General features: G+C 46.0%; 9 protein-coding genes and 2 pseudogenes. All 11 read right to left on the bottom strand.

The genetic code is table 11. The features are described 5' to 3' along the window. Positions 1–17 precede the first annotated feature (17 nt). The 11 genes and pseudogenes from BLR42_RS09675 to BLR42_RS09630 all read right to left on the bottom strand — a co-directional run bounded on the left by BLR42_RS09675 (position 18) and on the right by BLR42_RS09630 (position 14,291). Entirely contained in the window at positions 18–2,504 is a 2,487-nt protein-coding gene (locus BLR42_RS09675) for an ATP-dependent Clp protease ATP-binding subunit (RefSeq protein ID WP_091868588.1), read from the bottom strand. A gap of 104 nt (positions 2,505–2,608) precedes the next feature. Then, positions 2,609–2,977 (bottom strand): GntR family transcriptional regulator, encoded by a 369-nt coding sequence (locus BLR42_RS09670; protein ID WP_022763044.1) that lies wholly within the window; start codon positions 2,975–2,977, stop codon positions 2,609–2,611. A gap of 948 nt (positions 2,978–3,925) precedes the next feature. Then, a pseudogene (locus tag BLR42_RS24220) lies at positions 3,926–4,105 on the bottom strand (SH3 domain-containing protein); the annotation flags it as partial. A 99-nt stretch (positions 4,106–4,204) separates the two neighbouring features. Continuing rightward, positions 4,205–4,408 (bottom strand): annotated as a pseudogene (locus BLR42_RS24215) (SH3 domain-containing protein); the annotation flags it as partial. Between the two features lie 434 nt (positions 4,409–4,842). After that, the gene (gene purD, locus BLR42_RS09660) at positions 4,843–6,117 is read right to left on the bottom strand and encodes a phosphoribosylamine--glycine ligase (protein ID WP_022763046.1); all 1,275 of its coding nucleotides are present in this window, start codon (positions 6,115–6,117) and stop codon (positions 4,843–4,845) included. Position 6,118: 1 nt separating this feature from the next. Further along, a complete protein-coding gene (purN, locus tag BLR42_RS09655; protein WP_091868584.1) occupies positions 6,119–6,763 on the bottom strand; it encodes a phosphoribosylglycinamide formyltransferase in 645 nt (214 codons plus the stop codon). Beyond that, complete coding sequence (gene purM, locus BLR42_RS09650; protein WP_022763048.1) at positions 6,757–7,791, bottom strand: phosphoribosylformylglycinamidine cyclo-ligase; 1,035 nt, start codon at positions 7,789–7,791, stop codon at positions 6,757–6,759. Before purM ends, purN begins: the two co-directional genes overlap by 7 nt. Positions 7,792–7,802: 11 nt before the next feature. Beyond that, positions 7,803–8,303 (bottom strand): 5-(carboxyamino)imidazole ribonucleotide mutase, encoded by a 501-nt coding sequence (purE, locus tag BLR42_RS09645; RefSeq protein ID WP_091868582.1) that lies wholly within the window; start codon positions 8,301–8,303, stop codon positions 7,803–7,805. Positions 8,304–8,381: 78 nt separating this feature from the next. Then, positions 8,382–9,137, bottom strand: coding sequence for a response regulator (locus tag BLR42_RS09640; RefSeq protein ID WP_170832703.1), 756 nt, complete (start codon positions 9,135–9,137; stop codon positions 8,382–8,384). Next, positions 9,130–11,814: a DegV family protein gene (locus tag BLR42_RS09635; RefSeq protein WP_091868578.1), complete on the bottom strand. Its 2,685-nt coding sequence runs from the start codon at positions 11,812–11,814 to the stop codon at positions 9,130–9,132. The genes BLR42_RS09640 and BLR42_RS09635 overlap by 8 nt, the downstream gene beginning before the upstream one ends. Beyond that, complete coding sequence (locus BLR42_RS09630) at positions 11,811–14,291, bottom strand: hybrid sensor histidine kinase/response regulator (protein ID WP_091868576.1); 2,481 nt, start codon at positions 14,289–14,291, stop codon at positions 11,811–11,813. The genes BLR42_RS09635 and BLR42_RS09630 overlap by 4 nt, the downstream gene beginning before the upstream one ends. Positions 14,292–14,297: the final 6 nt, after the last annotated feature.

Genomic DNA, 14,297 nt, shown 5'->3' with positions numbered 1-14,297 from the left:
TATTAAATATTTATGAATCATTTGGTTTTCTTGGAGACAGTTTTCTTAGCCGCGGGCTTCTCCGCATCCTTCTGCGTAAATACTACCTTTTCATCCTTAAGGCCGATCGTAACCTTGCTGTCGCGCTTAATCTTGCCCTTCAAAAGCTCCTCTGCCATCGCGTCCTCAATAACGGACTGAATAGCTCTCTTAAGAGGTCTCGCACCCATCTTGGAATCTGAGTACTTCTTTACAAGGAACTGTTTTACAGCCTGTGACATCACAAGGTCGATGCCAAGCTGGTCCTTACATCTCTTGGAGAGATTCTTGCTAAGCAGGGTAACGATTTCCATCATTTCCTTCTCGTTGAGAGGATGGAATACCATGATCTCATCGATACGGTTTATGAACTCGGGTTTGAAAAGTCGTTTAACCTCCTCCATAACCCCGCTCTTCATGTTTTCATAATCCTTCTTCTCATCGGAAGCGGTGTCAAAACCAAGTCTCTTGGGCTCAACGATTCTCTGGGCTCCGACGTTTGAAGTCATGATAAGGATCGTATTCTTGAAGCTCACCTTGCGTCCCTTAGCGTCAGTTATATGTCCGTCGTCAAGCACCTGCAGCAGCACATTGAAGATGTCAGGGTGTGCCTTTTCTATCTCATCAAAGAGGATTACGGAATAGGGATGGCGTCTGACCTTCTCTGAAAGCTGGCCGCCCTCGTCATAACCCACATATCCCGGAGGTGAACCGATCATCTTGGATACGGAATGACCTTCCATGTACTCCGACATATCAACTCTTATAAGAGCGTTCTCGTCGCCGAACATTGCCTCTGCAAGAGCCTTTGACAGCTCTGTCTTACCTACACCGGTGGGTCCCAGGAAAAGGAAGGAACCTATAGGTCTGTTGGGATCCTGAAGGCCTACCCTGCCTCTTCTGATTGCCTTGGAAACCGCAACAACTGCGTCCTCCTGGCCGATGACTCTCTCGTGAAGGATTTTCTCAAGCTTGAGGAGTCTCTCGGATTCCTTCTCCGCAATCTTCTTAACCGGAATCTTGGTCCACATAGCAACAACTTCCGCGATGTCATTCTCGGTAACGATGTAGTCGGAATCCTTCTCTCTCTTATTCTCAGCGTTCTTCTTACGGTTGTACTTCTTGATAAGGGCTTCCTGTTTGCGATGCACTTCTCCGGCACCTGCGAAATCCTCTTTCGCCAGAAGATTCTCAATCTCAGAATCCATCTCCCTAATCTGCTGCTCCATCTCACGGATACCCGAAGGCGCTCCGGTTAAGCGAAGCCTTACTGCGGAAGATGCCTCATCTATAAGGTCGATGGCCTTATCCGGAAGGTTTCTGTCATTTATGTAACGGCTGCTGAGATCAACCGCTGCCTGAATTGCTTCAGGTGTAATTTTCACATGATGATGCTCCTCGTACTTGCCCACAATTCCGTTGAGGATTGCAAGAGATTCGTCTCTGTCGGGCTCCTCGACGTTTACGGGCTGGAAACGTCTCTCAAGAGCGGCATCCTTCTCCACATACTTGCGGTACTCAGTGATGGTGGTCGCACCGATCATCTGGATCTCGCCTCTCGCAAGTGAAGGCTTTAAGATATTGGATGCGTCGATAGCACCCTCAGCACCACCCGCACCGATAAGTGTATGCATCTCGTCAACAAAAAGGATGATGTTGCCGTCATCGATAACTTCGCGAATAACTCTCTTGATTCTCTCCTCGAATTCTCCTCTGTACTTTGAACCTGCGATCATTCCTGAAAGATCCAGTGTCAGAAGACGCTTATTCTGTACTGTAAAGGGAACATCTCCTGCCACAATTCTCTGGGCAAGTCCCTCAACCACCGCCGTTTTTCCTACACCGGGCTCACCGATAAGGCAGGGATTGTTCTTGGTTCTGCGGCTGAGTATCTGGATCACGCGCTGAATCTCATTATTTCTTCCGATGATGGGATCAAGCTTGTTATCTGCTGCTAGTGCTGTAAGATCGCGGCTGTACTGCTCAAGAGTTGAGGCCTTTTTCTTGGAATTGTTTTTCCTTCCGAGGTCTTCTTTTACCAGATTGGCGTCCTCACCCATTGCTGCCAGCGTCTCCGCATATATCTTCTGGATAGACACATTCATGGTGCCGATAAGGCGCACCGCAACATTCTCGCCTTCCTTAATAAGTGCGAGAAGGATGTGCTCTGTACCGATTCTATCTGCATGGAATCTGTCCGCCTGTCTCTCGGCCTCCTCCAGAACATTCTCGGCTCTGGGGGAAAAGCCCTCCTTATCAAGAAGCGTCAGATTGCCGCCCTCAACGATCAGGTCCCTTATGATGTCCATCATCTTATCTTCATTGATGCCGTTATCGATAAGGATTCTGGAAGCCACACAGCCTCCGGTTTTTATAAGTCCTATGAGAAGATGCTCGGTACCCACATAGTTGAGCTTTAAGGTTCTCGCTGTCTTCCTTGCGAGCTTAAGCGCTTCCTGGGCCTTCTCTGTATATTCTTTATTCAAGTAAACTCCTTCCTGTTACCTGTATCAGGGTTCTCTTATGAAAAAATGTCCCGTGGGTAACCTGTTCAAGTATTTTTTCTTAGAATTGTTTGATGAGATATTCATCACTCATACTGCTCGTAGATGCTGTCAACGAGCTCGTGAATCTCATTCCTGGTGACGCCCTTGCACATGGCCCTCGCCAGAACGACGCTTAGCATGTCATGCGCCTCATCCAGTGCCTCGAGCTTGTTCAAGTCGATTGCAATGATGGCACCTCTTCTCCTGTCAATCTTGACGAATCCCTCCTGCTGCAATATGGAATACGCCTTATTGACGGTATGCATATTTATACCAATCATCTCAGCAAGCTGTCTCACACTGGGGAGCTGCTCACCCTCCCTGAACTGAGACGTGGCAATTCCCATAATAATCTGATTGCACAGCTGTACATATATCGCTTCATCACTGTTAAAATCAATCTGAATTACCATTTTCGCCTCCTTTTCTGTGATACATCTAGTATAACAAAGAGGGATTTAAAGTCAATATAAAAAACCGCACGGCGCGCCGTGCGGTAAAAGAATACTTCGTGTAATTAGTACCTCGTTAAGTATTTAGGATTTGTCATCATCATCCAGATCCAGGAATTCAAACTCGAAATCCTCATCATCAAGAAGGAAGTTACGCGAGCCTCTACCCTTATTATTAGGTGTGATGGTCTGTCCCGGTTTGGGTTGTTCTGCACGCTCACGTGAAGGTGCGGGACGCTCCGGTTTTACTTCAGAAGCCGTTCTTCCTGACGGTCTGTCGGGTGTAAGAAGAGAAGCTGCGGAACCCATAGGTGCGCTCTTTCTGGGAGCTGAAGGGCTTACTGTTCTCTTGCTGTCAGCTACTGTTCTGCCGTTGCTGCCGCGATCTGTCTCACTTCTTTCAAAGAACTTCTTAGCAGGTTTCTGGGACGGAATATCGTCATACTTGTGCTTCTTCTGAGCTGTTCCCTCATCTTCTTCATCTTCGTAGTACATGTAATCACGAAGCTTGTAGATGAGAAGAAGAACTCCGAGAACCAGAATAGCAATTACAATTGCCATACCGATAAGGGCACCCTTAAGCTTCTTAACCTGTGCTTCAAGTGCCTTGGACTGCTGTCCTGCCTTAGCATAATCAAGAAGGTCGCTAAGCTTAACCTGTGTTCCTTCAACATTATCATAGAGGTACCAAACTTCGGTGCCTGTTCCGTCATCCTTATATGCAAGTGAAAACTCGCCGTTTCCTACAACTGCAGGCTCTGCTGCGGGCTGCTCTACAGGCTGTTCTCCCTCTACGGGAGCTGCTTCTGCACCCTCAGGTGCTGCTTCGCCCTCTGCCGGCTGCTCACCATCTGCGGGAGCTGCCTCGCCTCCGTCAGCTGCTGCCGGAGCACCTATCTGAAGAAGGTCTGAACGAACAAAACCTGTTCTTCCGCTGGTTCCAAACTGTATCTGGTACCATTTATTATTGTCAGTTCCTGTAGCCTCACCGGTTACGGTAACTGCATCGCCGTTCTTAACTGTTCCTACTGAGCTGTATCCTGTACCTGCTCCGCTTCTGACATTTGCACTAGCAACAGTAATTGTAGCTGTCTGTGCATCTACAGCTGTAACCTGTGTCTCAGGCTGAGCTGCTGTTGAAGTTGCCGCATCTGTGCTCGGTGTAGCTCCTTCCTTGGAAACCAGGTCACTTCTTACATATCCGAATTCAGTATCGTTAATGTAAATTCTGTACCATACATATCCCTGAGAATCAGTGGTCTCATCAACGATATCAACCTTGTCCCCAGAATCAAGACTTGATACCTGTGAAGATAACGTACTCGCCTCGGATCTGACCTTAACATTGGATGAGGTTATGGTTCCTGTGGCAGCGAGTGCTGATATCGGCATGCTAAGCGCCAATGCTCCTGCCGTCAGAACGGAAGCTGCACTAATCATCACATTTCCAATTCTATTCCTAAACATACTTTTCTACCTCCGGTAACAAGTGCAGCTTATATATCTGCACATAATTATTCAATTCAAATATCGAAAAACTCAATATTTGGTGTCATTATAACACATAACCACTACATTTACAGCCTATTTGTAATATTTTTGAAATATTTTAGTGAAGGCTTGGCAGATTGACCCCGCCCGCGGTATGGGTGACGTAAATTTGCAGTTCTCGGACGAGGAAGATGATTTGTAAAACAAAAAAAAGAATTTATACCGATTTCTTTGAACAACGTGAAATGAGGTATAAATTCTTTTTGAGTTTTTACAAATCACTCCGCAGACGAAAACGCAAATTTACGTCACCTATACCGCGGGCGGCACTATAATCAAGCCTCGTCTATGGCTTTTCCGATGTCGTGGCGCATGTACTTGTTATCGAAGTTAACCCACTCGGTTGCTTCGTAGGCCTTCTTTCTGGCCTCGGCAAGAGTATCTCCCTTAGCGGTTATGCCAAGAACTCGTCCGCCGTTTGTCACAATTTTGCTGTTCTCATCGAACTTCGTTCCGGCATGGAAGCAGTAGTAACCATCCTTGCCCTTGAAGTTCTCAAGGCCTGTGATCTCCTTACCCTTCTCATAGCTTACAGGGTAGCCGTCGGATGCAAGAACCACGCAAACTGCTGCCTTGTCCTCAAACTTAAGATCAAGCTGATCGAGAGTTCCATCGATAACCGCCTCGCAAACCTCAATCATATCAGTCTCTAATCTAGGAAGAACAACCTGTGCCTCGGGATCACCGAATCTTGCGTTGTACTCGAGAACCTTAGGGCCGTCTTCGGTGAGCATAAGCCCAAAGAAAATAACTCCCTTGAACTCTCTGCCCTCTTCTCTCATGGCATCAACAGTTTTCTGGTAGATGTGTTCCTTGCAGAACTTATCAACCTCCTCTGTATAGAAGGGGCTAGGTGAAAAGTTGCCCATTCCACCTGTGTTAAGACCTGTGTCGCCGTCTCCTGCCCTCTTGTGATCCTGTGCAGAACTCATAAGTTTGATTGTCTTACCGTCAACAAATGAAAGAACCGAAACCTCACGTCCTGTCATGAATTCCTCAATAACCATACGGTTTCCGGCATCGCCGAACTTCTTAGTCTCCATGATCTCGCGAACACCGGCCTCGGCATCCTCTTTTGTCTCACAGATGAGAACGCCCTTTCCGAGTGCAAGACCGTCAGCCTTAAGTACGATGGGGAACTTTGCGCTCTGTAAATACTCAAGCGCTTTTTCCGGATCATCAAAGGTCTCGTAAGCAGCTGTGGGGATGTCATATTTCTTCATAAGGTCCTTGGAAAATGCCTTACTTCCTTCAAGAATTGCTGCATTTTTCCTGGGTCCGAATACTCTGAGGCCCTCTGCCTCGAAAGCATCAACGATTCCGCCAACAAGCGGATCGTCCATTCCTACTATAGTAAGGTCGATCTGCATGTTCTTGGCAAATCTTACAAGTTTGTCGAACTCCATGGGTGAAATGGAAACACACTCAGCAAGTTCTGCAATTCCGGCATTGCCGGGTGCACAGTAGAGTTTATCAAGGTGTTTACTTCTTGAAACTGCTTCTGCTATAGCGTGCTCACGGCCGCCTCCGCCAACTATTAATACATTCATTTTATATCTCCTCCGGGTCGTAACCTTCTATAACAACCTTACCGTCAGCCACTTTCACCTTACCGTTTGCGATAAGGTCGATAGCCTTGGGTAGAATCTTCCATTCAGCCTGCTCCATAATGCGCTGCTGCAAAGTTTTCGCAGTGTCGTCAGGTCTTATCATGACAGGTTTCTGCAGAATGATCGGGCCTGTGTCGGTGCCTTCGTCAACAAAGTGAACCGTTGCTCCGGAAACCCTGACTCCGCGCTCGAGCGCTTTTTCATGAACCTTAAGTCCATAGAAACCGGTTCCGCAAAATGACGGAATGAGCGAAGGATGGATGTTGATTATCCTGCCGCTAAATGCCTTGACGATCTTCTCGGGTATCACCACAAGGCAGCCCGCAAGAACGATAAGATCAGGATTCTCTGAAATCAGAAGATTGTAAAAAGCTTCATTAAAAGCATCTCTGTTCTCAAATTCCTTCGGAACAAGAACCTCGGTTTTTATTCCGTGCTTAGCTGCTCTCTCGAGAGCGTAGGCATTTCGGTTATTTGAAAAAACCATGCCGATTTTCGTATTTGTAATCTTACCGCTCTCCACAGCATCAATTATCGCCTGAAGATTGGTTCCGCCGCCGGAAACAAGGACTGCAATGTTTAGCATATCTCCACTCCCTTGTCGCCTGCTTCTACAGATCCAACGATCCATGCCTTCTCGCCTGAAGCCTTGATTGCCTCAAGGGTCTTGTCAGCATCTGCAGGATCTACAGCGATAACCATTCCAAGTCCGCAGTTGAAGGTGTTGAACATCATCTTCTCCTCAAGATTGCCTGTCTTCTGCATAAGCTTGAAGATAGCAGGAACCTCGTAGCTGTCCTTCTTCACTACTGCCTTGCAGCCATCGGGAAGCATTCTCGGGATGTTCTCATAAAAACCGCCGCCTGTGATGTGGCTGCAGCCCTTAACCTTAACGCCTGCATTTTTAATGCTCTTGAGCATCTTCACATAAATCTTGGTAGGTGCAAGAAGCGCCTCGCCGAGTGTACATCCGAGCTCATCGTAGTACTTCTCAAGGCTCTCCTTAGTCATGTCGAATACTTTTCTTACAAGTGAAAAACCGTTGGAATGAACGCCGCTTGAAGCTACGCCAATAAGTGTATCGCCGGCTTTAATGGTGCTTCCGTCGATCATGTCCTCTCTGTCTACAACGCCGACTGCAAAGCCTGCCACGTCGTACTCATCCTCGGGCATGAGTCCCGGATGCTCAGCTGTCTCACCGCCGATTAGTGCACACTCAGACTGCTTGCAGCCCTCAGCAACACCCTTAACGATTGCTGCGATTTTCTCCGGATAGTTCTTTCCACAAGCGATGTAATCAAGGAAGAACAGCGGCTCACCACCCGCGCAGATAACATCATTTACACACATTGCAACAGCATCGATTCCGATGGTGTCGTGCTTATCAAGAAGAAATGCAAGTTTTATCTTTGTTCCAACTCCGTCGGTTCCGGATAAGAGTACCGGATCCTTCATATTCTTAATGTTTGCAAGGGAAAAGGCTCCTGAAAAGCCACCGAGGCCGCCAAGGACTTCGGGTCTCATGGTCTCCTTTACATAACCCTTAATCATCTCTACAGACTTGTAGCCTGCTTCGATATCGACACCTGCGTTTTTGTAGTTAAGCTCTGACATGTTTTCCTCCATTAATAATTCTTATATCCAACCTCCTGAAGGTGTGCGTCCTTTGCGACAACCGCTTCCTTCAGGCCTTTTGAATAGTCCTTAAGTTTTCCCAAAAGCTCTGCATCACTTGTTGCAAGAATCTTCGCAGCAAGAAGACCGGCATTTACACCGCCATTAATAGCCACAGTAGCAACCGGAATGCCTGAAGGCATCTGTACAATACTGTAGAGCGAATCTCTTCCGCCTAATGAAGTTGTATGCATGGGAATTCCGATAACAGGCATAGGAAAAATTGCGGCGCACATACCAGGAAGATGTGCTGCCATTCCTGCTCCGGCAATGATGACTTTAAAACCTTTATCTTCTGCGCTCTTCGCATATTCGAAGAACTCTTCGGGCTCACGATGTGCTGAAATAATATTCATCTCATACGAGATTCCCAGCTCATCAAGCACCCCTGCTGCCTTGGCCATGACCGGCATATCCGAGTCAGAGCCCATAACGATCCCAACTTGTGCCATATCTCTCCTCCAAAATAAAATGGTACAAAAAATTAAAAACGTAACCACGGAAATCCTACCATAAGATGTACTGTATAATCAACTATGAGAATGCGCTAAACTTTCCGTTTTTAAAATGGTTTTCTTGAGCTTTTTTTCCAATAAACGATAGCTCCCCAAATGCTCAAGAAAAGATTTCTCGTCTCCGTTTTCTATATCCCTCTCCATTGATAGAGCAAGCTCTGCAAGCTGCACTGCTCCGATCAGCCTTGCGGCGTCCTTGGCAGCGCGCACACCGGGCAGAAGTACCGACACTTCCTGAAAGGTGAGCATCTTTTCAGCCCAGTCGAAGGTGCTGTTCTTTGAATACTCGTATAAAACCTCCCTATAAAAAGAAAGGTCGTTCAAAAAATACTGCATCGGCCCTTCGATATTTATACCTTTTATGCTCTTTGAGAAATTTCTCCATTCGTCCTTTTCACCATCGCATCCGATTATGCCGTATTTCATAAAAATGGCTCTGACATCCTTCGAAGGTATCGGTTTTTTCAGGTACTCGGAAAAACCGGCTTCCTTATAAATATCTCCGTCAACTGCGGAATCGTTTGCGGTTACCATGACTACAGGCGTGGAGGGACACAGCTTTTCCTTCTTAATAATCGCCATGGCCTCAAGTCCATCCATCACCGGCATTAGATGATCCATGAAAATAAGGTCAAAGGTTTCGCGGCGCACCAAATCGACCGCTTCCTTTCCATTGGAAGCAGTCATCGAATCCACTCCAAACATTCCTACGATTTCTGCAAGGAGCTCAGCATTCATTTCGGCGTCATCAACAATCAAAACCTTAGCCATTATTTCTGGTTTCTCCAAGCATGTACAAAAGTCCGAAGGCCGCACTTCCATGGATAGCTGCCATAGATGCGGATTCTTTCTGAACAATTATCTCTTCAAAGGACATTATATTGTTTACCCATTTCTTGATCTCCTCAATTTCCGCGGATGAAAGATCGCTATGGGTTATAAACAGCCTGCTTCTGTCAATAGGTGCAAACTTGGTCAGCTGATCCTCAATATAGGCTTTGCGGCATTTTGCAACAGAACCAATCATCATTCTTCCAAGACTTCCTCTGCCGTCACGGAAGAGAACCGCCGGCTTAAGCATGAAGACTCTGCTGAAACCTCCGACTTTTCTTTTGATTCTTCCCATCCTGATAAGGTAATCAATATTGTCGATAAGGAAGCTGGTGTGTATACGTTTCTTTATAATATTAAGCTGCTCTACGCAATCCTGAACGTTTTTCCCCTCTCTGGCAAGACGTATTGCCTCAAGCACAAGAAATCCTATTCCACTTGAAAGGCTCTCGGAATCAATCACCGTGACCTTATCAAAAGAAGCTGCAGCCTCTTTTGCCACATGATATGCTCCGCCCGCTTTGCCGGACATACTGATATGGATGATATTCTCCGCATCCGAAAGGTGAGAAGCAAAGAAATCTTCATACTCCTGAATAGATGGAATATCCACAAAGAGCTTGTCTGCTCCGCCCTCTTTCATGTACTTTAAAACTCCCTCAGTCTCTGCTTCAACTCCGTCAAGAAACAGTCCGTTCTGCGTTCTGATATAAAGCGGAATAATGGGTATCCTGAGTTCAGCAATCATTTCCTTGGGTATATCAACAGCACTTTCTGTTGTTATCAAAATCGGAAGCTTCTCTCTGCTTGAAAGGAGCTTTTGATCCTCGGGATCAATATAAGTGGGAGTTATCCTGTGAACCTTATCTCCCGGAAGCACGCGAAGAAGCGTATTTTCAAGCATTTCTCCCGATACCGGTTTAAGCAGGTAACCGTCAAAGCCCGCAGCTCTGTACCTCGCCTGATCATCAGCCGACGAATGCGCTGTCAAAACAATGACAGGCGTCTCTCTGTTCAGTCCACCGATCTGTGAGCGTATCTGACGAAGGCTCTCCACCCCATCCATCTCAGGCATCTCGATATCCATGAAGATGCAGTCATATTCTGCATCATTACATCTTGAAAGACATTCTGCGCCGCTCTCTGCCTGGTCGATAACCATCTTGGTATCCTTCAGAAGTTTGACAGTGACGATTCTGTTCATCATGTTGTCATCAACAACAAGAATCCTGCAGGCGGGAGCCTCGAAGCTCTGTCTGTAGAACTGTCCCATTTCGCGCTTTTTAAGAGTCTCCAGCGCCATCTCACCTATAGGCTCATCCCTAACAATTTCCTGCGGAATAGATACGGTAAAGGTCGATCCCTTTGTATAGATACTGTTGACCTGTATCTCGCCGTTCATCTGTTCCGTCAGCTGTTTCACAATCGCAAGACCAAGTCCCGTACCGGAAATCCCCTTGGTCTGCTCGACATTTATTCTCTTGAACTCATCAAACAGATAGGGCATGTTATCTCTCTTAATACCCATACCTGTATCTTCTACTGAAAAAATGATAGATATCTGCTTGTTCTGAAGCGGTTTCCATTTTACGGAAATCTTAACGCTTCCTTCATTCGTAAACTTAATGGCATTACTAATGAGATTGATAAGAATCTGCTCTATTCTCATGTCATCTCCGATAAGTTTTCTGGGGATTGTCTTGTCCACGTCAATGTAAAGAGCAAGACCTTTTCTCGAAGCGCTCTCCCATACCATATTGACTGTCTCGGACAACATTCCGGCAAGGTCATATTCCGCGGGAACAATCTCCATTTTTCCGGATTCAAGCTTATTCATATCCAGAACGTCATTTATAAGAGATAGCATAAGTCTGCTGGCACTCTTTATATTCTCGGCATTCTCTGCAATCTCATCGCTGTTTGCACTTCTAAGGATCAGCTCATTGAATCCAAGAATTGAATCTATGGGCGTCCTGAGCTCATGGCTGACATTTGAGAAGAATTTGTTCCTGGTCTGGGACAGTTCTTCGATTTCCTTCTTCTGCTGCTGGATAAGATCATTTTCCGATTGGTAAACCTGATTCTGGAAAAGAACTATTATCGTAATCAGGAAACTCACAAGCACAACACTTGCAAAGGAATCAAGGTGCGCCATCTCCAGCGTATGCTGCGCCACCTTTTCAGGAAATGTATAGGCAATATAGTAGGAGATACCGGTCATTATCGCACCGATTACAAGAAGTACATATTTTCTTCTGCCTTCAACAGTAATTCCTATATATGCAAAGCCGAATACGAACCAGATCGGGGATCCGCCGTAGATTCCACCTCCGTATATGAATGCTGCCGGAAGCATTATAACCACAAGCACCACAGCGATTATGGTCGCTCCCGTCTGCACTCTGTGCTTTTTTATAGAGACAACAACTATTCCTATAAATGCAACAAGGCACAGCGAAATAATGATGGTATTTCTGATATCGTCCTCAACAAAAATACCTATAAAAATAAGGAGGAACATGGAAAACAGACCGATCACCGGAATAACCGAGAACAGTCTCTCCTGAAGTGTCTTGTTATGATCACTTGCAGCTTTGAACAAGCGCTTTAAAATCATGATGCATTACCTCCGTAAACACGAATAATATCGTCTTTTACAGCGCCTATCTGTCGTTTTAAATCCTCGTGGTTTGCAATAATATATGCCTCCCACTTATCCTTTGCAGCTCTCTCGATCTCTCCCGCTTTTCTGGAAAGATCGTCTGCGCCGATTATTCTTGAAGACAGCTTAAGTCCCGAGAGCTTTATGCTGTAATTCTCCCAGTCTCTCGCGTCATAGAGTTCCTGCGCCTGTCCCGCAATAGCGTCTGCTTCCCTGGCAAATTCAAGCAGAACTTCTTCGAAAAACTCGCTGCTTCCGCGGCAGATTTTTACACCCTGTTCGGCATTTAAAGTAACAAGTTCACTGCTTCTGCTAATGCCTGATCCGCCCTCTGCCTGTACCACTTCCTCATCATCTCTCTCAACGGTGACATACTCCCACATCGTTGAAGGAAGCAGCTTTTTAAGGATTCTCTCAAGCTCCGATATCTCGATAGGCTTTGCAAGGAATTCATCAAAGCCCTCCTTCATGAACATTTCTCTGACGCCACTCACGGCATTTGCGGTAAACGCAATAATTGCGGTGTGATCGTCGGGTCCAAGGTTATGTCTTATCATCTTCATAGCCTCAACGCCGTCAACTTCGGGCATCATATGATCCATGAAAATGACATCATAGCTCTTTTTCTCACACAGATGTACAGCTTCCATTCCGCTTAGCACAACATCCGCGTCCATTCCGTACCCGGCGAGAATTCCCTTCGCAACAAGCAGGTTCATCTCCTCATCATCAACAACCAGCGCATTTACGCCGTTGAATACAAGTTTCTTTCCACTGGTCTCGGGATCGAATTCCCAGACTGTCATCTTTCTGTTAACGGCATTTACAATTGAATGGCTGAAAATAGGCTTTCTGATAAAGGTAACCTTGCTGCCGGCAGGTATTCTGTAACCTCCCGAAACTGACACAATAACCGAAACGTCGGGCTTCATGTTTTCATAGAAATCCTTATTCTCCTGATATTCTTCCTCAGCAATAAGGATATGGGTTATCTGGTTTGCAGCGCACAGCTTCTTAAGTTCCTCAAATTCGGACGCTCTGTGAATCGGAACTGACAGCCCTTTAAGGGTGTGCATTATCATTGTGTTGTAATACTCTCTGACTGCAGGACTCTTATACTTGTCATTTCTAAGATAGCAGGCAAGCTCGAGTTTTTCGGGATGATCAAGGATAACGCTGGGCTTATCGTCCACAACCTTCTGGGGTATACTTACAGTCACCCTGGTGCCTTTTTTCACCTCGCTCTCAAGTCTCACGAAGCCGCCCATCTGCTTTACAAATCCGAACACGATTGAAAGACCGAGTCCGATGCCCTCAGCCCTTCTGCTTCGTCCCGAATCTATTTGATACATTCCCTCTATAACGCGAAGTCTCTCATCATCTGTCATTCCGATACCCGTGTCCGTAACTTCGATACACAGATTAGCTCCGTACTCCTTTTTTCTTGCAAAAAGATGTAAATTCACGCAGCCGTTTTTATCGGTAAATTTCGCAGCATTTACCATGAGATGTCTTATGATTCTCTTTATTCTGCCCGCGTCTCCTATCATTCTCGCAGGGAGATTGACATCCATATCAATGACTATCTCACAGGTTCCGCTTCTGAAGGTTCGAAACTCTGTCGCTATGTCGTTAACTATGGAGGAAATACGGTACTCCTCTTCGGAGAGAAGGAGCGAGCCCGTATCTATCTCGGTGTAGTCCAGGATGTCCTCAATCCTTGAAAACAGTCTTTTACCTGCACTCTGAATTGCATTTAAATCGGCCTTCTTTTTTTCTTCCTTCTCATCTTCGAGCATAAGACCTGACAGACCGGTAACAACGTTTATGGGCGTTCTCAGTTCGTGTGAAATGTTCGCCATGAAGTCCTCGGACTTCTGCTTCATGTCATTTAGTTCCAACTCAAGGTCATCGGCCATTTTCTTGGAAATCGAGAACATTTCACAGATGTATCCGCCCACCCTGTCAGCCAGAACCACCGACAGGATATTCAGAATCAGTATCGAAACAGACAGGTCACTGAAATTCTCCATACCGGTCGCCATGAGAATCATGTGATAGGCAAAGAGCATTACATACATCATGAATAAAATCCTGAGCGCAGGCTTTTCCTCGGTAAGTGAGAACAAAAGCATCGCCAGAACTATTATTAGTGTGGAATTATAAAATTCGGAAATATGGGAACCGTAAAAGAATGTAGATAGTGCCACGAAACCGGCAAAAACATATATCCGGAACTTATACTCAAACTGTCCGGACACATAAAGACTCCAGCAGATGACAGTTCCGATAAAGATAATCGGAACTGCCCAAAACTCCCATTTATTTAGTACTGATACTAAAGCGAGGCCAACAGAATACAAGCTATAGCAAAGCAGTATTACGATCTGTATACTCTTGCGTATTTCCTCATTCCGCTTGTTTCTGTCCATAAACTG

This window comes from Butyrivibrio sp. INlla16 (assembly GCF_900104155.1).
GTDB lineage: Bacteria > Bacillota > Clostridia > Lachnospirales > Lachnospiraceae > Butyrivibrio.
This window is presented reverse-complemented; position numbering and strand designations above follow the sequence as displayed.